Raw genomic sequence first — 21,737 nt, forward strand, 5'->3', positions numbered from 1 at the left:
CAGAACCGCAACTTATTTATAATTTGAAAGGATCAAAATGATATCGTATAATTTATGGACTCCCGTAGAGAATTTTTAAAAAAGGCGGCGCTTTTCACTGGGGCTACGGGTATGGTTAATGCATTGCCCAGCTCGGTATTAAAGGCTATGGCAATAAATGCCGAACCTGGTAGTACTTTTCACGATGCCGAGCACATCGTGTTTTTGATGCAGGAAAACCGTTCCTTCGACCACATGTTTGGTAAAATGAAAGGGGTACGCGGCTTTAATGATCCCCATCCACACATACAGCCCGATGGTAATAAAGTCTGGCTGCAAAAGGACGGTCAGGGTTACACTTATGTGCCCTTTCATGTAGATATCAATAAAACTAAAATCACATGGCAAGGCGGTTTACCTCACTCCTGGAACGATCAGGTTGCAGCCCGAAACGGAGGACGTTATGATAAGTGGTTTCCTGTTAAATCGGCGATGACATTATCGTATTACGACAGAAATGATATCCCTTTTTACTATGCTTTGGCTGACGCATTTACCGTTTGCGACCAACATTTTTGTTCATCCTTAACAGGAACAACGCCCAATAGATTATTTTTTTTTACAGGAACAGTTAGGGGAGAAAAGAGTGTCAATCGTGTGGCCATAGTAAATAATGACCAGGCGGAATCGCAGAACAATGTGTTTGTAGATTGGCCAACCTTTCAGGAAACTTTAGAAGATAATGGTGTTGATTGGCGTATTTATCAAAATGAACTTTGGACTTCAAAACTTCCGGAAGGTGAGGTTGATGATTGGTTGGGCAACTATGGCGATAATCCTGTAGAATATATAAAAAGGCACAATGTTAAGCTTTCTGCTTATTTCAGAAAAAATGGCGATAAGACAGTTACACCAGCATTAACTCCCGAAGAAGTACAAGCTAAATATGCTAAATTATCTCAGCGGGATAAAAACCTGATTGATAAGGCTTTCCAAACAAACATTAGCGAGAAAGATTATTTAGCTTTAGCGCCATTCACATTCACTAACGATGAAGGAGAATCTGAAACGATAAATATTCCGAAAGGCGATATTTTTCATCAGTTTAGAAAAGATGTTGATAGCGGAAAACTTCCGGCAGTTTCTTGGTTGGTGGCACCTCAGCGTTTTTCCGACCATACGAGTTCGCCGCTTTATGGCACCTGGTATGTTAGTGAAGCGCTAGATATTTTAACCAAAAACCCTGAAGTGTGGAAGAAAACCATTTTCGTTTTAACCTATGATGAAAATGATGGTTATTTTGACCATCAACCCCCATTCGTTGTGCCGAACCCAGATGACAAGTCAAGCGGAAAGGTATCTGAAGGGATAAATTATGCAACGGATTTTGAGGGAAGAAAAGGCAGTCCGATTGGCTTGGGCTACCGTGTACCCATGGTTATTGCCTCACCCTGGAGCAAAGGTGGATTTGTAAATTCGCAGGTTTTTGATCATACCTCTTCCTTAATGTTTATGGAGAAGTGGTTAAGTAAAAAGACAGGGAAAAATATCAAAAGCAATAACATTAGCGATTGGAGGAGAAACATATGTGGCGACTTAACGTCGGCTTTTCGGCCATATAATGGAGAGGAAATTAAATCGCCAGAACCATTAAATCGCGAAACCGTAGTCGCAAATATTGGTAATGCAAAAAATAAACCTGCACAGGTTGGACCAACTGCTTTAAACAAAAATGAGGTTGCGAAAATCAACAAGTTCGATTCTTTTTCAAACCAAAATTCTATACATGCGCCAAAGCAAGAACAGGGAACAAAACCTGCTTGCGCCTTACCTTATTATATAAATGTAGATGCTTCTTTGGTTGACAGTGAGGTAGAGCTCACCTTCCAATCTGCAAAACCGCTTTTTGGAAATGAAGCCGAAACTGTTGGTGTACCTTTTACGATGATTACTACAGAAAGTTTTAAAGGTGTTAAGGGCAAAGTGTGGGCTTACGCCGTTAAAGCTGGCGATAAGTTATCAGAAAAAATTAATATTGAAGACTTTGATAATGGTATTTACGATTTCCGAATTACTGGCCCGAATGGTTTTTACAGGCACTTTATGGGAAATAATCAAAATCCGCAGATATTAATAAAGGCAATGCCTGAACAAAGTGGGCTGGTGAGCAAAAAGCTAACCGGCAATTTGATTTTCTCTATTGAAAATAAAAGTTCGAGCCTAATAAGCATTCAAATTGTCGATAACAAATACAAGTCGGCAACCAGAACGGTTTTACTCCAGCCAAAAGCCACAACAAACTTGCTATCTATTCTTGCAAAAAATGGTAACTGGTATGATTTCAGTATTGTAAAGGCCGGCAATTCAATTTTTAAACATCGTTATGCAGGAAAAATAGAAACAGGTGAACTTACTACGAGTGATCCTTATATGGGTAATGCATGAAATATCCCCCATTTCGGGTGATAGTTTTGGAAAGGAATTATATTTATTTTGTTTATATGTGCGGCAATCTGTTTATCAAAAAGATAAAATATATACTTCCTTTCCTTCTTTTCATCGGCCTGAAGGTGGCGGCCCAAAGCTATAATTTTACCAATTATAATTTAAAAGATGGCTTGCCGCAATCGCAGGTTATGGCCTTTTACCAGGCCAAAGACAGAAAACTTTGGCTCGGTACCTATGGCGGCGTAAGCAATTTCGACGGCAAAAATTTTACCTCTTACAGCAAAGCCGAAGGCTTAAATTCAAACTCGGTTGGTAGTATTGTTGAAGACGATAATGGCCAAATGTATTTCGGTACCGAAGCTGGCATTAATACACTTAAGAAAGGGAAAATAGCAAGCATTTTTAAAGGCGAAGGCGTTTCCAGCCTTATTAAAGATAAAAGAGGTAGAATTTGGGGTCTATCAAGAGAAAGGCTCTTTCGCATTGAAGATGGTAAACTAGTTTTTTATTCCATTGCAAATAAAGCTGTAACAGCTATAAATATTGATAGGAGCGGTAGTTTATATGCGGCTGTTTACGATGAAGGTATCTATAAACTAGAAAGTAAAAACTGGACATTATCCCAATCCTTACCCCCGGAATTAGAGAGATTCCCAATTAGAAAAATTTTGTTTGATAGGCAAATTGCCAACAAAATGTACCTGCTTACACAGCGTGGTGGTATCTATGTTTTAGCAGCTGGAAAAATATCCCGGTTTTTTAAGGATAAACGAATAAACGATTACTATGCTATTGCGCAGGACAACCGGAACCAAATGTGGATTGGAACTGAAAGGGGTGCGTACATGATGACCAAGAATGGCTCGGTAATTAGTTTCAATGGCGATAATGGATTAAGCGATAACCAGGTTGATGCTATATTTAGTGATGCTGAAAACAATATCTGGCTTTCCTGTTTTAGCGATGGATTTTATAAATACGAAGGGGATGCTTATATCCGTTATGATAAATTTAAAGGGCAGAATTTCGCTTTTCCAGTTAGTGGTTTAGCTGCCGATAAAAATGAAAATCTGTGGATCGGAACATACAATAAAGGCATGTTCAAATACAATGGAAATGATATTGAAAAAATAAATTTTCCAGCTTTTAAGGATAAAAAAATATTTTTCGTGTATGCCGACAAAGCAAAAAATATTTGGATTTCGGCAAGCGGTAATGGTGTTTGGAAATATGATGGAAAGAAATTCGACCAGGTTTTACCGCCCGATAGACTTGATAATAGCTCAATTGTGGAAGATCAGGTTGGCGGTATTTGGATCAATGGACCTATTACATCGACCTATTTGAAAGATGGAAAATTAGAAAAAGTATCGGGTTTTAGTGGCTATTCATCTTGTATGTATGCGCTAACTCCAGATAGCGTTTTGTTGGGTACATCAACAGGAATTACCTTAATTAAAAATAAGAAGGTTGATAAATTTTTCCAGATAGGTATGCTTAAAGACGCTCTCGTTTTAAATATTATCAAACATGGCGATAATCTGGTTTTTGCGACGCTTGGCGACGGTATTGTAACCTGGAATAACAAAACTAAGGAAGTAAAGCGTTATGCGGCCGTTAACGGATTAAACTCTAACGACATTTACAGCTTGGCCATTGATAATGAAAATAATTTGTGGGCAGGCACAGGCAGGGGTATCAATAAGTTAAATTTTAACCAAGCTACCAATTCTTACAGCGTCGAAAAAGGAAATCCACTGATTGTTGAATGCAATCAAAACGCTATAATTAATTACCGGAATAATATCCTGGTGGGCACCATAACGGGTTTGGTTCAGTGCAAAACAACTCAATCCACCCAGAGTAGGGAAAGTCCGTTTATCCACATTGGACAGGTTAATGTTTTTCATAAAACCGATAGATCGAAGGATTTAAGCCTTGATTTAATAAAGGGCAGGGAAAAGTTCCATCGGTTAAGCTATAGCCAAAATCACTTATCCATTAGTTTTAAAGCTATTTTTTTAACTAATCCTGGAAGCGTTTTGTACCGCTATAAGCTGGTTGGGGTTGATAACGATTTCAGTAAACCTGTTCCGAACACCGAAATTGAATATTCAACCATCAGGCCTGGAAGTTATACTTTCCAGGTATATGCTATTGCCAATGGAGAGCAATCGAATATTGAGCAGTTTAATTTTACCGTTATACCACCTTTTTACGACACCATTTGGTTTAAGGCTGCTGCTTTTTTAGTGATAATTTTTTTAATCTGGTTTATATTCTACTTGATTTTCAAAACCAGAGAAAGAAAAAAATATCAGCTAGAAAGAATTAAAATGAACGAGCAGGAAAAGATACGCAAGCAAACTGCCGAAGATTTTCATGATGATATTGGTAATAAGCTTACCAGAATTAACGTGTTATCAGAAATTCTTGATAAAAAAGTAGCTGCTGAAAATACAGAACAAAAAGAGCTTGTTAGGTTAATAAAAGAAAACGCAGGCCTGCTTTATACTGGCACAAAAGACATTTTATGGGCATTGGATCCGCAGAGCGATAACCTTTATGAGATTTTGATACACATTAAAAACTTTGGTGTAGATCTGTTTCAGAATACCGGAATAGATTTTAAGATGGAAGGCGTATTGCAAAAACACAGAAAGCTGCATTTATCAATGGAGTTTAACCGCAACCTCACTTTAATATTTAAAGAGATGTTAAACAATGTTTTAAAACACTCAAACGCTACCCAAGTGCTTATGTTAATTGTAGAATCTGAAGATAGAACCATTAATATTTTAACTACCGATGATGGAGATGGATTCGATTTGGAAATAGTTGAAAAAGGGAGGGGACTCAAAAATATTCAAACCCGATGTAAACGGATCAAATCTATGTTTCAAATCACTTCTGGTAAAGGAAAAGGAACAACCACAACGATTTCCACCAAAATTTTTGTCACAAATTGAGCAAAAGCGTGTCTAAACAATAAAAAAATCCCATTAATGAGCACAAATTTAAGGATCGTTTTAATTGAAGATGATGATATTCTCCGAATAGGATATGAATCTTTGCTTTCTGATGTAACCGATTTTACAGTGGTAAATTCCTATGCCTCATACGATTTAGCGAAGAAACAGTTGGAGCAGGATCATCCGGAGGTGATATTACTTGATATCCAAATGCCAGGAACGAACGGCTTGCAAGCTTTACCGTTCATAAAAAAAATGTTGCCTCAAACTCACATTGTTATTTTAACTGTTTTCGATTCGCCAGAGTTGGTTTTCGAAGCATTAACCATGGGCGCAGGCGGCTATCTGACTAAAAATTCAACCTCTGCAAAAATTATCGATGCAGTACGTGAGGTAAGTACAGGCGGGGGTGCAATGAGTACAAACGTAGCCAGAATCGTGATGCACTCTTTTCAGAAGAATTTGAATTCGCCCCTAACCAAACGCGAAACCGAAATTTTGGACCGCATTGCAAACGGACAAACCAAATCGCAAATTGCTACAGATTTGTTTATTGATCAAGAAACCGTAAGAAGTCATGTAAAAAATATTTACATCAAATTGGATGTAAATTCAAAAGCGGAGGCTATAAAAACGGCGAAAGAAAAGAGGTTTATTTAAACTTTTTATCGATTAAATTTAGCTGGATGTATCCTGTATAGCTATGTTTATTTAACCACTGTAATTTCTAATTTTAGAAAAATTGCCACCTCTAGTAAATCTTTTAGGAAAAATAATGCGAAAACCACCCTTTTTGGGTGGTTCTTCCGGTTCATTTTCGGTTTAATTTTACATCATCAAACTTAATAACATTTATGAACCCCTCTTCTAAGTTTTTCTATGTGCAAGTAGCCCAACTTAAGGAAGCAAATGATTTCTTTCAAAATCGTTTGGGTATGAACACCGAGCCTGCTTTTTTATCAGAAAAAGAAAAATGTATTCTAGTAAAACCAGATGACACCACGATGATTTTTCTCTCTGAGAAAAAACACGAACATCAAACAAGGAAAGTAACCCTCAATACACCAGATTTGCTTGAAGATTATTGCAGATTAAGAGCCAATGGCGTGACGTTCACTCGTATGCCAATTTATTTGAATGAAGGTTTAAGCGCAATGTTTTCAGATCCATCAGGAAACGAATACACCATTTTGGAGGAAAGACAATACTCCGAAGATTAACTGTACCGACATGAAATACGTTAAAGAACTGAGTAACAAAAATAAAATCGTAACGGAGCACACTTGCGAATCGGTGTATGAGCAGCAAAGTAGCGATTATATGATAAAGTTTGTTTTCAGTGGCACTGAAGATTGTGAAATAAACAACCGTAAGTTGAGTATTTATCCCGATAGTTTTGCTGTTTTAAACGAGGGAAGCAGTTTTAGTAGTCGAATAGATTCCATTACCCCGGTAGATACTTTTTCTGTTTCCTTTGGAAAAACCTTCATTAATGATTTTTACAACTCGATTTCCAACACTAGTGATTTCTTGCTCGATGGAAAGCAAACTAACATTGAGCCTGTATTTTTAGAATCGCTTTACCCATTCTCTGGTGATATGCGCTATAACATTCTTCATTTAAAAGGCCAGATAGATAATGGCATTAACAACGAAATGTTAATTAATGAATACATGTATCATTGCTTATTAAACTATTACAAAATATACGATAAAGAAGTAATTCAAAAAATGGATCGGCTTTCTTTTATTAAAACGAAAACAAAAGAAGAGGTATTGAAAAGGTTAACGCTGGCAAAAGAGTACATCAGCAGCAATTATAACCAGAACATTACGCTAGAAAACATCGCAGACTATGCTTGTTTATCGGTTAACCATTTGTTGCGGACTTTTAAGGAAGCTTATGAAATTAGCCCCTATCAGTTTTTAATGCAAATGAGGTTAAATAGAGCCAAAAACTTATTGCAAACCACGCCTTATTCACTGAATGAAATCGTTGGCTTGGTTGGGTTTGAGTGCCCAAGCTCCTTTATCCGATTATTCAAAAATACCTTTAACATTACGCCTTTGAAATACAAGAAAAGTAGGTTGAATTAAATATTTAAATAGTGATTTCTGCATATTTTAAAAATATATAGTAAACTATTTTTGAAGTTCTTTCAGGACAAATTTTTGTAGAAGTTTTTTCCTGTTTAGGTTAATAATGATTAAAGAAGCAAACTGCCAGGATTGGGGTTTGCTTTTTTGTGTTATTCCGTTTCCCAAACCAAAATTGGTGTTTTTAGCACATTTTAGTTTTACAACCATGTGTAATTTGCGTTTTGATTGGTCTCATGCGTATCAGCAACAAACTAAAAAACTAATTATTTACTAACTATTTCAATTAAGAACATGAAACAAAAATTACTATTAATTTTAGTGATAACGGTGATGTCTTATTTTAATGCTTTGGCACAGAATAAAACGATAACCGGAAAGGTAGTTGATGCCGATGATGGCTTGCCGCTACCGGGAGTATCAATAAAAATAAAAGGTTCTACATTGGTAACACAAACTATTGGAGATGGAACTTTTAGTATTTCGGCACCTGCTGATGCTCAAACGCTGGTAATCAGCTACATTGGCTATCAGACGCAAGAAGTAAAAATAACGGGTACTAACCTAAATATCCGTTTGGTTTCATCGGCCAATGATTTACAGGATGTAATGGTAATTGGTTACGGAACCGTTAAAAAGGAAAATTTTACGGGTTCTGCGGCAAGGATTGACGGCGATATCCTTGAAGATCGTCCAGTATCATCTTTCGAAAAAGCGCTTCAGGGAGCTGCGGCAGGTGTGCAGGTTACCAGTGTTTCTGGTCAGCCAGGAGCAACATCTACAGTGCGTATTCGTGGTGTAGGGTCGTTTTCAGCATCAAGTACGCCATTATATGTGGTGGATGGTATTGCTATTACCAATGGCGATTTGAGTTCGGTTGCGCAATCATCAGATGTACTTTCATCACTCAATCCAAACGATATTGCTTCGGTAACGGTTTTAAAAGATGCTACTGCGGCAGCTATTTACGGTTCAAGGGCGGCAAATGGTGTAGTGTTAATTACCACTAAACAAGGTAAAGCCGGCCAAACCAAACTTAGTTTAAACTCTTATACCGGTTATTCTTACCAGGCGGTTGATAAACACGAAGTAATGGATGCGACGCAATACTATAAAAGTTATTGGGATATTTATTACGCACAACGTTTAGCCGCAGGCTTATCGCCTGATGCGGCGGCTACGGCAGCAAATGGACTAACCAATGGCAAATTAGTAGTTAATCCATACAATACTGCAAACCCTTATGCAGCAAATGGTGTTTTGGCCAACGGCGCATCATTACTTTATGATACAGATTGGCGCAACGAAGTTTTACGTAGAGGCGTTACCAAAAACATCGATTTATCGGCAAGCGGTGGTAATGAAAAAACTAAGTTCTTTATTTCTGGTGGATACTTTGAGCAAAATGGTATTGTAATCCGTTCAGATTTTAACCGTTACTCGAGCAAATTTAACATCAATACCGAAATTACTGATTTCTTGAAAATAGGTATCAATAACAGCTTGTCTCGCACCGAACAAAATACGCCAGCAGGAAGCACGGGGTCTGACAATCCTGTAAACTTTGCCGATCAAACCGCAAATATTTATCCGTTATATGTAAGAGATACAAATGGAAATGTGGTGATAGATGCAAGCGGAAACCCAGTTTACAGTTATATAAATCCTGTTACTCCAGATTTTAACCCGGTTGGTTTATCCAAGCTAAACGAATACAACACTAAAACTTCAAGAGTAATATCAAGCCCTTTTGCTGAAGTTAAATTCTTAACAGATTTTACAGCTAAAAGTATGCTTGCGGTGGATTACATCAACAACCGCGAACGTCAGTTCTACAATATGGAACATGGCGATGGAGTTAGTGTTAAAGGAAGAGCATACCGTTATACGAGAGAAGATATTACTTTAACTTTTCAAAATACGTTAACCTATGCCAAAACATTTAATCAGCACAGCTTTAACGTTTTGTTAGGTCAGGAAGCTTACCGTACTAAACAAGATTATATTTATGCGCAAGCTACAGGATTTCCTTTCCCGGGAACGGATGAGTTAATTGCAGCATCAACGCCTAATGCAACTCAATCCTATTATACTCAAAAAAGATTATCATCTTATTTCTCTCGATTAGAATATAACTACAATACAAAATATTACTTGTCGGGAAGTTTGAGACGGGATGGATCTTCGGTTTTCGGTACCGATAAAAAATACGGAACATTCTACTCATTTGGAGGTGCTTGGCGTATAGGCAAAGAAAATTTCTTGAAAGATGTAAGCTGGATCGATGAATTGAAATTGAGAGCAAGTTATGGTACTTCGGGTAACGATAGAATTGAACGTTACGCTGCACAAGGCCTTTACGGATTGGGCAAAAACTATGAAGGTCAATCAGGTATCAACTATGTTCAATTAGAAAATCCAAATTTACAATGGGAGCAAAACACAACTGTTGATGTAGGTTTGGAGTTTGCATTGTTCAAAGGAAAATTAAGTGGAGAAGTTTCCTATTACAAAAGAGGATCGAAGGGCTTGTTGTTCGATCAGCCGTTAACCCGTTTAACTGGTTTCGATGGTCTATCAACTAATCTTGCATCTATGGATAATTATGGTGTAGAGGTATTGTTAAATGGAAATCCGGTTAAAACCGAAGATTTTGATTGGAATATATCCTTCAACATTACATCGAACAAAAACAAAATTAATAGCATGACTCAAAATGAGGTTATTGATGGTACAAAAAGATGGAAAGTGGGCGAAGACAGATATCAATGGTATTTACGGGATTATGCAGGGGTAGATCCGGCAGATGGCAGACCGATGTGGTACATGGACGATCCTGCAACTGGAAATAAAGTTACTACCAAAAACTGGTCTACAGCAACCCGATACGATGGTTTTGGTTCTTCTTTACCAAAATTTACCGGCGGGTTTAATAACACTTTCAGATACAAACAGTTCGATTTAAGCGTATTTACTTATTTCTCTACGGGAGGAAAAATCTACGATACACTCTATGGAAACTTAATGCATAGTGGTGCTTCGGTGGGTAAACAATTATCGGTTGATACTTATAACCAATGGCAAAAACCAGGCGATATTACTGATGTACCTCGTTTCGTAATTAACAATACGGATTTGGGCAACAGTCAATCTACTCGTTTCTTATATGATGGTTCGTATATGAGAATCAAAAACATCGGCTTAGGTTATTCGGTAAAAAAAGACTGGTTAGAAACCTTACACTTATCAAATGTTAGACTGTATGCGATGGCAGAAAATCCATTCACAATAGCTAAACACAAAGGAATGGATCCAGAATCGGCAATTACAGGTTTAACCGATAACGATATTCCGAATGTCAAAACGTTTACGCTTGGTCTAAATGTTACTTTTTAATTGATTAATAATGAGAAATTCAAAAACATATAAAACCGCAATTTACACTGGTGTCATGCTCCTCTTGGTTGGCGCAACATCGTGTAAAAAAGAGTTTTTAGAAGTTACCCCAACACAGCAAATCAATGCGAAGGATGCGTTTTCTTCACAAGCAAAAATACAGGCTGCCATGACCGGTATTTATGATTTAACCACTTTTTCTGGCTATACAAACAACATGATTTTAAGTGCCGATGTTAAAGGTAACGATGTTATGGTGGTTAGTGGTTCAGGAAACTACAGTAGGTTCGTAAGTCAATATCAGTTTATAGAAACAATAAACAATTCTGACGTATATGCCTGGTGGCAATACAGTTACAAAGTGGTTTCAAATGCCAACCAGTTTGTAGAGAATATTCCCGCATCACCAATTAGTGATGCTTTAAAAACGGAATACCTTGCAGAAGCAAGAGCTTTGAGAGCTTACACTTATTTTTGGCTGGTACGTTGGTTTGCGCAACCCTACAGTGTAAACCCGGAAGCACTGGGTGTACCTATTTTAAGAAAACCATTGGGCCCGAGTGAAGCATCGCCATCCCGTGATAAAGTGAAAGATGTATATGCTTTTATGATTGAGGATTTGAAATATGCCGAAACTAATTTACCAACGACAGGTAGAACAAGTATTTATAGATTGAGCGTACCGGCAATTCAGGGTATTTTGGCCAGGATTTATTTGAATATGGGTAATTGGGCGGAAGCGAGCAGGTATGCAAAATTGGCTCGTGCTGCAAAACCTATGAGTACTGCTGCGGCATTATTGACTGGATTTAACAACCCAACCTCGGAGTGGATTTATGCCATTAATGTGAGAACTGATGATAATCAGGGGTTCTTGGCAGTATCCTCATTTTACGATCCTTACGACGTTGGTTATTCGAGCTTTAGGGTAACTGACGAATTTTTCAATTCATTTGCCGCAAATGATGAGCGTAAAAAACAGTTCCTTGTAAAAAGTAGCCCAACCGCTGCCGCTACCACCGCTGCGTATAGGAGAAGAGGTGAAGGCTACTTGATTAATAAATTTGATTTTACAACAACCAATGCAAATAACCAGGTGTTAATGCGCTCAGCAGAAATGTACCTGATAGAAGCAGAAGCAGAGGCCAGGTTAGGTAACGAAACAGCCGCAAAACAAGCTTTATTAGCTGTTCAACAACGTGCTGGTGTGGCCACTGCTGTATCTGCAAATACTGGCAACGCATTTGTTGAAGAAATTTTGGCCGAGCGCAACAAAGAACTTTACGGCGAAGGACACAAGTTTTTCGATTTATTGCGTACAAACAAAGGCGTAAATAGAACTGGTTCTACTACGCATTGGAAAATCGTAAATTTTCCATCGGGAGATAATCGATTGGTATCTCCAATTCCGCAGTTGGAGTTAGATGCTAATCCGGTATTAAAGCCTCAACAAAATCCTGGCTATTGAGTCACGAACAACATTCGTCTTATGAAAGTTGATGCTGTTCAGAAGACGAGAGACGGCTCCTGGGAATCGGCTTACAGGAGCAGGTTTCAAACTGCCGCTAAGCTACTTTGGTTAAGTGCCTTGGTAGTGAGCGTTAGCGGAAAAGGCATCATTAAAGGTGTCAAGTGAGTGCTAAGAAGGTGAACGCAAGTGAACCAACGATGAGGCGTAGAAAGGATTAGATGATATCGAAACCGAGGTACAATAGCGCTGAGGGACAAGCAGAACGATCACCTGTTTATTGGTTCTGCGGCATCCGGCGTATAGGTGGCACGAGCTTAGCACAGGCTTCTGGAGGGAACGTGAGAACCTGTGGCCACGATGTTAAGAGAAAACCTCAAGTTGAAGACACAGCAAGAGGGAAAGTACCGATGGGTGGCACGGCGGAACATCTCGTAGTAATGCTGAAGTTCCTGTGATGGGAATGGAGCGAAGGGGTGTATTAACACGCTTTCTATATCTGGCGTGAAACTGATTAGTCAGGAGGTAACAAAAGATGAAAGCAAAACACTAGTGCCTAGCTCGGTACTGGGGTATTGGTTAATAAGAGCCGCTTGATGGGAGACTATCAAGTACGGTTCTATGGGGGACTTGGGGTGAAATTCCTCAGGTCTACTCGACAACCCAAATATATTTTAGTTTTTTTGATTACCCTCTTCAAATTATGGAGAGGGTTTTTTATGTCCGAGCAAATTTAATTAACTGATAATTATGGTGTTATCGGCATATTTTAATTTTCTATTCACACCGATATTTAATAAAAAAACACAAATAATTATGAAACTCAACGCATTGGTGATTTTATTACTAGGTATGATAATCACAAACAACATTTTTGCTGGCGAAAAACCAACAGCAAGCCACAACTCGGTTCTCAATCATTTTATGGATAGTTACATCAACTCTAATTATAAGATGTTAAAAGCCATTTTAAGTGATGATGCTGTATATACTTCTAATCGAGATGTTCGGGTGATTAAGCACAGAGGCGTAGATGTTTTGAACCAGCTCAAAAAAAATGATGGCGTTAAACAGAGAGATTGCAATATTAGCTCAACAATAATTTCAGAAACAGATGCTTTGGTAATTGCCCGAGTGGATATTAATTACGACCTGTTTGATGGCAATCAACAGAATATTGTAGTGATAGAAAAGAATAAAAATGGTGAATGGAAAATTACACAGGTGTATAAAATGTTCATCAGTGGCGAGAGTTCAGTAAAAAAACTTGTTTAACATTTCGTTTTGATTAAACAAGAAAGCCCCGATTTTTTTTGGTCGGGGCTTTGATATTTTATAAATATTTACTCTAAAATGTTATTGGCAGCTCTGCCTGGATTTTATCCCAGCCGATAACAAGTTTTGCGCCACCTTCCTTTGCAATAAAAGTTAACGAAAAGTATTCTATTGGTTTTGCTAACGCCTTAACAGATACATTTGTCCTCACAACATCCTTGGTTTCATCATAAGAAAAAGCGCCCCATTTATCGGTTTGGCTATTTACAATAATTGTCCAGCTGTCTTTATTTGGAATGGCAAATAAACTGTACGTTCCAGCTTTTATTTTTTTTCCTCCAATATTTACTTTTTTGAAAAACTGAATTTCCGTATTTTCATTAGCACCGAAGCGCCAAACCTTTCCGTACTGCTCTAATACACCAAAGATATCACGCCCTTTTCTCTGCGGGCGAGAATAAACAATTTTGATTACCGGTTTAGTGGCATCCTTCGCTTTTGGGGCATTTAAAGGAAAGTAAACTATATCTGCAGGACTCGGATCTGCTGCCGGAAACTTAACCTCATTTGAGGAAGTTTCTTGAGCTTTTACTCCGAAGCACAAAAGAGCGAAAACAACAATGAATATTCTTTTCATTTGCTGTATGAGTTATTAATGTTTAAAAAGGGATGTGGAACTAATTGGGGGTGGATTAGTATTTTCTGCCTTTTACTATAGCATTTAAAAATAAGCCTGCAGTTAACAAACCCAAAACGCCACCTAATAATGCGAAAATATAGCTCTGCGTAATTACAGCTCCAGTTAAAATCCCGAAGAATAAACCTAAAGCATAATATAACCAGTTGAAATTATTGCTGCTGTTTTCTTGTACACTCATATTTTTTGTTATTTGGAAGCAAAGTTAATATTTATTTTAAAATTTGGTTCTTCAATGATTATCAATATTCATAATTAATTGTCAATTCTACTTAACTGGTAGCCATCTTTTTTCAAATAGCGTATTAAGTGGGGCAGGCGGTCGTAAAACTTATCCTTTCTTTTGGTATCAGTGCCAATGTGTAACAACAAATAAAATCCGTTTAATCCATTGGTCTTTTGTTCATTGAAGTTGGTAATGGATTTATAGATCTCATCTGTTGTACGATAACTTGAGCCCATTTCAGGAAAAGTATAATCTGCATTGGATCGGGTTCCTGGTGTAAAGTTGATAAGCTGCAAGCCTTTTAAACGGGTCCAGCTGGCTATCTTTTCGTTGTACCATTCATATGGAGGAAGAAAGTAGGATGCATCACTTTTCTTAATTCCAAAACTGGTCATCGCTGCGTAATTCGCATCCAAATCTTCATCAAATTGTTTTTGGGTAACAAGCAGGCTATCGCGATTTTTCCAGTCGCAGTAAAGCAAATGTTTGTCCGAATGTGCTCCCAGATAATGCCCGGCCGACTTTAATCTTTTTATCAGTAATTTAAACCTGGGGTTTTTATAAAAGTTTCCGGTCAGAAAGAACGATGCTTTTACATTTTCATCCATTAGTGTTTGAAGTATTTTATCTCCACCATCAGCAAATTCATCACCTGTAAAAACCAGTGAAATCTTTTTCACTGTTGAATCTCCTCGGATATTGGCACCAAAACTGTACGTTTTGTTGCTGGCTGTTTTCGCCTGATTTTCTTTTGCCGCCAGCAGGTAAATTAACGAAGCTGTACCATCCATGGTGGGTTCGTTGGTACTGTAATCACCATAATCATCGTGATAAACAGCCAAGTTACTTTGAAATTCGGCGTATTCATCAGCCTCTGATAATTTGATGCCAATTAAACTATTATAGATGTTGGTGTAAACCGGGCCGTCAACTAAACCTCCGTCGGTGGGATAATTTTTTAAATGGGTAAATGCTGAATGTGGGTCGGCAGGGGTGTCAGCCCAGTTGGGCAAACCATAGATCATGCTTGTTCCCCATGGATTACAACCAAAAATCCAGTCGAAGTTAGCTTGCTCTAATGCGGTAAACTGATTATCTCCCGTTAGTTCTTCATACCATTTACATTGCATGGCAAAGGCCACGGTTAAATTATTGCTACACCAGATAAAAGGGACGCCCCGATAAAAGGCATTTGTTTTTGCCCGAGCCCAAACTTGCTCGATTCCTTCTTTGTAATAGCGTTCAATTTTCTGTCTTTCTGCTCCGGTGAGTTGTTTCGCAAGTTCATAATGACCGAGGTTGATGAATGGATAATATTGATAATGTGCTGCGGTATCTTTAGCTAACCATGGTGTTACTTTTTCCTGGTCGGCGTAAGCTAAGGCCAACTTAGATGCTTTTAAATCGGCCTTTGCAAAGCCAACTGAAGCCATAGCCAGTTCCATATCGTCAACCCAATTGTCTTCCGCATAAATATAGGGCGATTTGACAGATGCAGTTTGCGTAACGCCCGGTTTCTGCAGTGCGAAACTCAATGCAGAGTTCCCCTTCCTGGCGAGCAGAACCGAGTATTTCTGATCGGTACTATTAAATAACTTTGCACCTAAATTAAAAGCGCTGGCGAACTTTGCTGCGGTAGAACTTGTTCCCGTTGTGGCATTCAAAAATTTGCCACGTTGCTGCGGTTTCCCGTTGATGAAATATAGCGGTCGTTCGAAGCCCTTTCCGTATTGGCTATCTTCTTTCGGAATTCTCATCGAAATATGGTCACGGTCATCGGCCAACTGGTTAAACATCACTTTTTTCTTTGGATGCATTTTTAAAAGCCAATCCAATCCCCATTTTGCTTCGTCCAAAACATCGGCCTTGCCGTTTTTTCCGTCTAAACCGTTTGCTTGTTTTTCATCGGTAAAAACAGCAGGAAAATCCCGATAGGCCATCAGTAAATGATAAGTGGCATTCGCCGAAGTGGTGGAATATTGGAGGTAATCACTCGCATCATGCCAGCCGCCAGAAGCACCGAAATGGGTACTATCTTTTATTCCAGCTTTAGCGCCGTATAGCGAAAAACCATCATGGGTATGGCAGCTATCTTTTAAATAAGGATTAAAACCACTCCTTTGCTGGCGCATGTAACGAAGACAGAAATCGGCCGCACCTTTGTAAACATCATCTTTAATAATAACCAGCGGCGATAAAACACCATCGGCTCTGATGTAAAATCTCCCTGATTTATTAAAGCCAGAAAAATTAATTCGTGCAGTTTGTTTGAAAGGGCCATAGGCGCCGAATGGTTTAACGTTGAGCGAGGTGTAAACAACCTTTTTAGTTTTTTCCTCGATCAACTCAAACAGGGCAGGAGCTTGATCGGATTTACTAGCCCAAACCGCCACCTTTGATCCATTTACCGGATAACCAAGCAGGTTAATCCTGATCCAGCTTTGCTCCCGATTTTTATCCCGGAAGGAGAATAATGAAAGAATACATAAGAGCACTAACATTAATAGAGAAGCCTTTTTCATCATAGCAAAATTTTTCTAGCCTTAAAATTAGGCTTTTATCAAGATAATGTAAAAGAAGTAGTATTTGATTTGGAAGTTAATCAAACGATTGATTAATTTTGTGCCATCAAAAGATGAAGACAGAAAAAGTAGATAAAAAACAAGCCATTCTAGATGCAGCCGAAAAACTGTTTTGCGAAACAGGATATGAGGGCACGTCAACCAGGCAGATTTCAAAGGAATCTGGAGCCAACATGGCAATGATCAATTATTATTTCGGGTCGAAAGAAGGAGTTTTTATAGAAATAATGAATAATCGCATTGAGGGTTTCGCCTCTCAATTAAAGATTATTAATGAAGATAAAATATCGTCCTTAGAAAAATTGCACAAAGTGATTGAAGGTTATGCAAACCGGATATTTTCGAACATTGCATTTCACAAAATGATGCACAGAGAGCTTTCCCTTACTCAACGGCCAGATATGTATGATAAGATTAAAAATGCGATGAGTAGAAATATGTCGCTTCTGGACAGGATTATTATAGATGGAATTGAAGACGGAAGCTTCGGCAATGTTGATGTGAGGATGATTATTGCCACCATTATGGGGACCTTAACAAATGTTGTAATTGCTCCACATAAAATTTCTAACGATAAAGCCATCGACTTATCTAATCCAAAAGAGAACAAAATTATTAAAGAGCGAGTAGTCGCCCATTTGCAAAACCTTGTAACAGTTTATTTAACATCAAAAAAATGATACCCAAATCGATTAGATTAATGCTTGCGGCATCATTAATTCCTGCAGCCTTATTTGCTCAAAGCTCAAAGGAGTTAACCATCAATCAAGCTATTGAACTTGGCATTGCCAATAGTAAAAACCTAAAACTTTCCCAAAACAAAATAGACCAGGCGGTGGCGCAATTGGAAGTGGTAAAAGACAATGTTCTTCCAACGGCCAATGCCAGCTTTATGTATAATCATGCCGAAATACCAACGCATACTTTTAGTTTAGGCGAAGGTACAACTGCCTTTAATTTACCCCGCAGAGCCGATGCGTTTGTAGGTACTGCAGCCGTACAGGAGCTGGTTTATGGAGGAGGAAAGTTAAAATACGCAAAAGAATCGACCAAATTATTAGCAGATGTTGCCCGTTTGGATGCCGATAAAAGCAAAGAGGAGATTACTTATGCGGTAATTAACACGTACTATAATCTGTACAAAATTGAGCAAAGCAAAAAGGTGGTTCAACAAAATTTAGAATCAATTGCAGCACAAATTAAACAGGCACAACGGTTCTTTGAGCAGGGCATTGTGACTAAAAACGATGTATTGCGATTTCAGTTGCAACAGGCTAACGTAACCCTTACGCAAATGGACATAGAAAGCAATCGCAAAGTAATTAACTATAATCTCGATATTTTGTTAGGCTTGCCTGAAGATACCGAAGTTAAAATTGTAGATCCGTCAGCAGGTTTGAAAACAGCAAGTTCGCTGGCCGATTACATAAATCTGGCCATGGCAAATCGCCAGGAGTTAAAACAACTTGATGTTCAGAATAAAGTTGCTGACTATAACATCAAAACCATTAAAGCCAATACTTTACCAACCGTTGGCGTAGGTGCGAATTTGTATTATATCAATCCGAGTGGCAGTTTTATCCCTCCGGTAAATCAATATTTGTTACCAGTAACAGTGGGCGCAACCGTTTCATGGAATATTGGTAGCCTATGGACAAACAGAAATAAAGTGAGTGAAGCTAAAATTCAACAGAGCGAAATTTCTATCCAGAAAGATATTCTATCGGACAATGTAAAAACCGACATCAATAAAAACTTTCAAAACTATCAGGTAGCAATGAACAAGATCCAGGTGTTGGAAACTTCTATTGCTCAGGCTACTGAGAACGATAAGTTATTGGCTTCGAAATACAAAAACAATGTGGCTTCAGTTACCGATAGAATTGATGCTGAAACTTTACTATATCAGGCAAAAATAAACTTAGAAATAGCAAAAGCCGACGCTGGTTTGGCTTACTACACCTTATTAAAATCAACAGGAAAAATAACGCAATAAATACAGCAATGACAACTGAGAAGAAAAAAAAGAATTTAGTAGTACCTATTATTTTAGGTGTTTTACTAGTTATAGGTATCATATTTGGTATCAAAGAATGGACTTATTTTAGCAAACATGTAGATACCGACGATGCCCAAATTGACGGAGATATCAGTCCTGTTGTTGCCCGTGTTGGCGGTTATGTAAAGGATATCAATTTTGAAGAAAATACTCACGTAACAGAAGGGCAAATTCTGGTGAAACTTGATGATGCCGATTATAAAGTAAAATTAGAACAGGCGCAAGCTGGTCAGAAAGGCGCTAACGCTGGGGTAGGTGTGGCTCAATCGCAAATTATAGCGACACAAGCAAATACAAGTACTGCAAAAGCAAATGTTGATGCAGCGAAAGTGAAATTGAACTTAGCAAACAAAGACTTTGCCCGTTACGCAAATTTGGTAAAAGACGGTTCAATTACGCAGCAGGCATTTGATCAGGCTAAAGCGACTCAAGAATCTGCTCAGGCAGCTTATCGTGCGGCTGTAGATCAATATCAGGCTGCGGTTAAACAGGTTGGAACTACTCAATCTCAATTAGCGGTAAGCAGCAATGTAATTAGTCAACGCCAAAGCGATATTGATTTCGCAAAACTACAACTATCATATACTGATATTAAAGCACCCGCAAGCGGCATAGTGTCTAAAAAGAATGTTCAAAAAGGACAACTGATTCAGCCAGGGCAGTCGTTGTTTTCTGTCGTAAACGATGGAAGTATCTATGTAACGGCAAACTTTAAGGAAACACAGTTGGAGAAAATTAAAACAGGATCAAAAGTTGAGATTGAGGTGGATGCTTATCCAGATGAGAAAATTGAAGGGGAGGTCTATAATTTTTCACCAATTACTGGCGCAAAAGGTTCGTTATTGCCTCCTGATAATGCTACAGGTAACTTCGTAAAAGTTGTTCAGCGTATTCCGGTAAAAATTAAAATTCATCCATCAAAAGAAATGTTAGCTAAACTACGCCCTGGAATGAGCGTTAAAGCTTCGGTTTCTACTAATTAATATCAAAATGGCCGAAGTAGGTTTAAAAAAATGGATTATCACATTTACAGTGATCACCGCTTCTTTACTGGAGCTGATTGATACAACCATTGTGAATGTGGCCATCCCACAAATACAGGGAAACCTGGGCGCTACCCTGGAGGATATCGCCTGGCTATCTACTGGTTACGCCGTTGCGAATGTAATCATCCTGCCGATGTCGGGTTGGTTGGGAAGTCGTTTCGGGCGTAAAAATTATTTCTTAACCTCGATTATTGTTTTTACACTCGTCTCATTTTTGTGCGGTAATGCCACATCATTAAATGAGCTAATTTTATTTAGGATTTTACAGGGTGTAGCCGGGGGAGGTTTAATCTCAACGGCACAAGCTATTCTGATAGAAACATGGCCTCGCGAAGATGTGGGTATTGCAACCGCCTTGTTTGGTTTAGGAGCCGTTGTTGGCCCAACCGTTGGCCCAACCATTGGGGGTTACATTTTGGAAATTGCCGATTGGCCTTGGATTTTCTACGTTAATATTCCCGTCGGGATACTCGCCGCCTACTGTACCTACACATTTATTCGAGAAACGCCTAAAGATGGACAGGGTAAACCTGTTGACTGGTGGGGAATTGTCTTACTGGCCGTAGCGGTAGGTAGTTTACAAACCGTATTGGAAAAAGGCGAGAGTGAGGATTGGTTTTCTACTCCATACATTACAGCATTAGCGGTAGTATCGGTTTTTGGGTTATTATTATTCATCTGGCGGGAAACTGCCACCGATCACCCCATTGTGAATCTGCGGATTATGAAAAAGCGAAGTTTCTCCATCGGGATGTTCACATCCTTTATTTTAGGATTTGGATTATATGGTTCTGTTTTCGTATTCCCGGTTTTCGCCCAAAACTTGTTAGGGTTTACCCCTTTACAAACCGGAAAGCTTTTCATTGCTGGCGGTATTTGTACCATTGCTATGATGCCTTTTATTGGTATAATGCTTAAAAAGGGTGTGCCAGCACAATTTATGGCAACTGGAGGAATGTTTTTATTCTTCGTTTTCTGTTGGATGTTAAGCAACTCTACACTGGCATCAGGAACAGGAGATTTTTTCTGGCCACTGGTAATCAGAGGATTTGGTATGGCATTGTTATTCGTTCCATTAACTACACTGGCGATGCAGGATTTATCTGGTGCTGAAATTGGACAAGGATCTGGTTTGAATAACATGAGCAGGCAATTGGGAGGATCATTCGGTATTGCGGCATTAACAACATTAATTCACGTTCGTTCAGGTTTTCACAGAAGTAGTTTACTGGCCAACATTAACGAATACAACCCCGCATTTATTCAAAAATTGAATGCCCTAACAAGCGGTTTTGTGGCCAAAGGTTCATCCTTTATTGATGCTAAACTTATGGCAATGAAAGCAATTGAAGGAACTGTTATTAAGCAAACCATGTTGCTCACTTATAATGATGCTTATTGGGTGGCAGGATTAATTATGTTGTTCTCGATCCCACTCTTATATCTGCAAAAATTTAAGAAAAACGCAAATATTGTTACCGATGCACACTAA

At 38.5% G+C, this 21,737-nt stretch carries 16 protein-coding genes; 13 read left to right on the forward strand and 3 right to left on the reverse strand.

What is annotated here, in order from left to right:
* Window positions 1–54 precede the first annotated feature (54 nt).
* From AC3ITD_RS19080 to AC3ITD_RS19120, 9 genes are all read left to right on the forward strand, one after another.
* Window positions 55–2,424, forward strand: coding sequence for a phosphocholine-specific phospholipase C (locus AC3ITD_RS19080; protein ID WP_489362150.1), 2,370 nt, complete (start codon window positions 55–57; stop codon window positions 2,422–2,424).
* Window positions 2,421–5,396 (forward strand): ligand-binding sensor domain-containing protein, encoded by a 2,976-nt coding sequence (locus tag AC3ITD_RS19085; protein ID WP_489362152.1) that lies wholly within the window; start codon window positions 2,421–2,423, stop codon window positions 5,394–5,396. Before AC3ITD_RS19080 ends, AC3ITD_RS19085 begins: the two co-directional genes overlap by 4 nt.
* A 36-nt stretch (window positions 5,397–5,432) precedes the next feature.
* Window positions 5,433–6,059 carry a response regulator gene (locus AC3ITD_RS19090; protein WP_489362154.1) on the forward strand — a complete coding sequence of 209 codons (627 nt, stop codon included), beginning with the start codon at window positions 5,433–5,435 and terminating at the stop codon, window positions 6,057–6,059.
* 194 nt (window positions 6,060–6,253) lie between these two features.
* The gene (locus AC3ITD_RS19095) at window positions 6,254–6,619 is read left to right on the forward strand and encodes a VOC family protein (RefSeq protein ID WP_489362156.1); all 366 of its coding nucleotides are present in this window, start codon (window positions 6,254–6,256) and stop codon (window positions 6,617–6,619) included.
* Window positions 6,620–6,629: 10 nt separating this feature from the next.
* Window positions 6,630–7,496 carry a helix-turn-helix transcriptional regulator gene (locus tag AC3ITD_RS19100; RefSeq protein WP_489362158.1) on the forward strand — a complete coding sequence of 289 codons (867 nt, stop codon included), beginning with the start codon at window positions 6,630–6,632 and terminating at the stop codon, window positions 7,494–7,496.
* A gap of 294 nt (window positions 7,497–7,790) precedes the next feature.
* Window positions 7,791–10,892 carry a SusC/RagA family TonB-linked outer membrane protein gene (locus AC3ITD_RS19105; RefSeq protein ID WP_489362160.1) on the forward strand — a complete coding sequence of 1,034 codons (3,102 nt, stop codon included), beginning with the start codon at window positions 7,791–7,793 and terminating at the stop codon, window positions 10,890–10,892.
* Between the two features lie 10 nt (window positions 10,893–10,902).
* On the forward strand, window positions 10,903–12,360 hold the full coding sequence (locus AC3ITD_RS19110) for a RagB/SusD family nutrient uptake outer membrane protein (RefSeq protein WP_489362162.1): 1,458 nt from the start codon (window positions 10,903–10,905) through the stop codon (window positions 12,358–12,360).
* Window positions 12,361–12,381: 21 nt separating this feature from the next.
* Window positions 12,382–12,528 (forward strand): hypothetical protein, encoded by a 147-nt coding sequence (locus AC3ITD_RS19115; protein ID WP_489362164.1) that lies wholly within the window; start codon window positions 12,382–12,384, stop codon window positions 12,526–12,528.
* A 648-nt stretch (window positions 12,529–13,176) separates the two neighbouring features.
* Window positions 13,177–13,635 carry a hypothetical protein gene (locus AC3ITD_RS19120; protein WP_489362166.1) on the forward strand — a complete coding sequence of 153 codons (459 nt, stop codon included), beginning with the start codon at window positions 13,177–13,179 and terminating at the stop codon, window positions 13,633–13,635.
* Between the two features lie 73 nt (window positions 13,636–13,708).
* Here AC3ITD_RS19120 and AC3ITD_RS19125 read toward each other — a convergent pair whose 3' ends face one another.
* The 3 genes from AC3ITD_RS19125 to AC3ITD_RS19135 all read right to left on the reverse strand — a co-directional run bounded on the left by AC3ITD_RS19125 (window position 13,709) and on the right by AC3ITD_RS19135 (window position 17,059).
* The gene (locus AC3ITD_RS19125; protein WP_489362168.1) at window positions 13,709–14,272 is read right to left on the reverse strand and encodes a DUF2911 domain-containing protein; all 564 of its coding nucleotides are present in this window, start codon (window positions 14,270–14,272) and stop codon (window positions 13,709–13,711) included.
* A gap of 55 nt (window positions 14,273–14,327) precedes the next feature.
* Window positions 14,328–14,513 carry a hypothetical protein gene (locus AC3ITD_RS19130; RefSeq protein ID WP_489362170.1) on the reverse strand — a complete coding sequence of 62 codons (186 nt, stop codon included), beginning with the start codon at window positions 14,511–14,513 and terminating at the stop codon, window positions 14,328–14,330.
* 74 nt (window positions 14,514–14,587) lie between these two features.
* Window positions 14,588–17,059 (reverse strand): bifunctional glycoside hydrolase family 9 protein/polysaccharide deacetylase, encoded by a 2,472-nt coding sequence (locus AC3ITD_RS19135; protein WP_489362172.1) that lies wholly within the window; start codon window positions 17,057–17,059, stop codon window positions 14,588–14,590.
* Window positions 17,060–17,193: 134 nt separating this feature from the next.
* Between AC3ITD_RS19135 and AC3ITD_RS19140 the strand changes: the two genes are divergently transcribed.
* The 4 genes from AC3ITD_RS19140 to AC3ITD_RS19155 are packed head-to-tail and all read left to right on the forward strand — an operon-like array spanning window position 17,194 to window position 21,737.
* Window positions 17,194–17,820: a TetR/AcrR family transcriptional regulator gene (locus AC3ITD_RS19140; protein WP_265797212.1), complete on the forward strand. Its 627-nt coding sequence runs from the start codon at window positions 17,194–17,196 to the stop codon at window positions 17,818–17,820.
* The gene (locus AC3ITD_RS19145; protein ID WP_056850623.1) at window positions 17,817–19,136 is read left to right on the forward strand and encodes a TolC family protein; all 1,320 of its coding nucleotides are present in this window, start codon (window positions 17,817–17,819) and stop codon (window positions 19,134–19,136) included. The genes AC3ITD_RS19140 and AC3ITD_RS19145 overlap by 4 nt, the downstream gene beginning before the upstream one ends.
* Window positions 19,137–19,144: 8 nt before the next feature.
* Window positions 19,145–20,182, forward strand: coding sequence for an HlyD family secretion protein (locus AC3ITD_RS19150; RefSeq protein WP_265797214.1), 1,038 nt, complete (start codon window positions 19,145–19,147; stop codon window positions 20,180–20,182).
* A 7-nt stretch (window positions 20,183–20,189) separates the two neighbouring features.
* A complete protein-coding gene (locus tag AC3ITD_RS19155) occupies window positions 20,190–21,737 on the forward strand; it encodes a DHA2 family efflux MFS transporter permease subunit (RefSeq protein WP_489362175.1) in 1,548 nt (515 codons plus the stop codon).

The sequence above is a fragment of the Pedobacter sp. KH_004 genome (assembly GCF_057840755.1).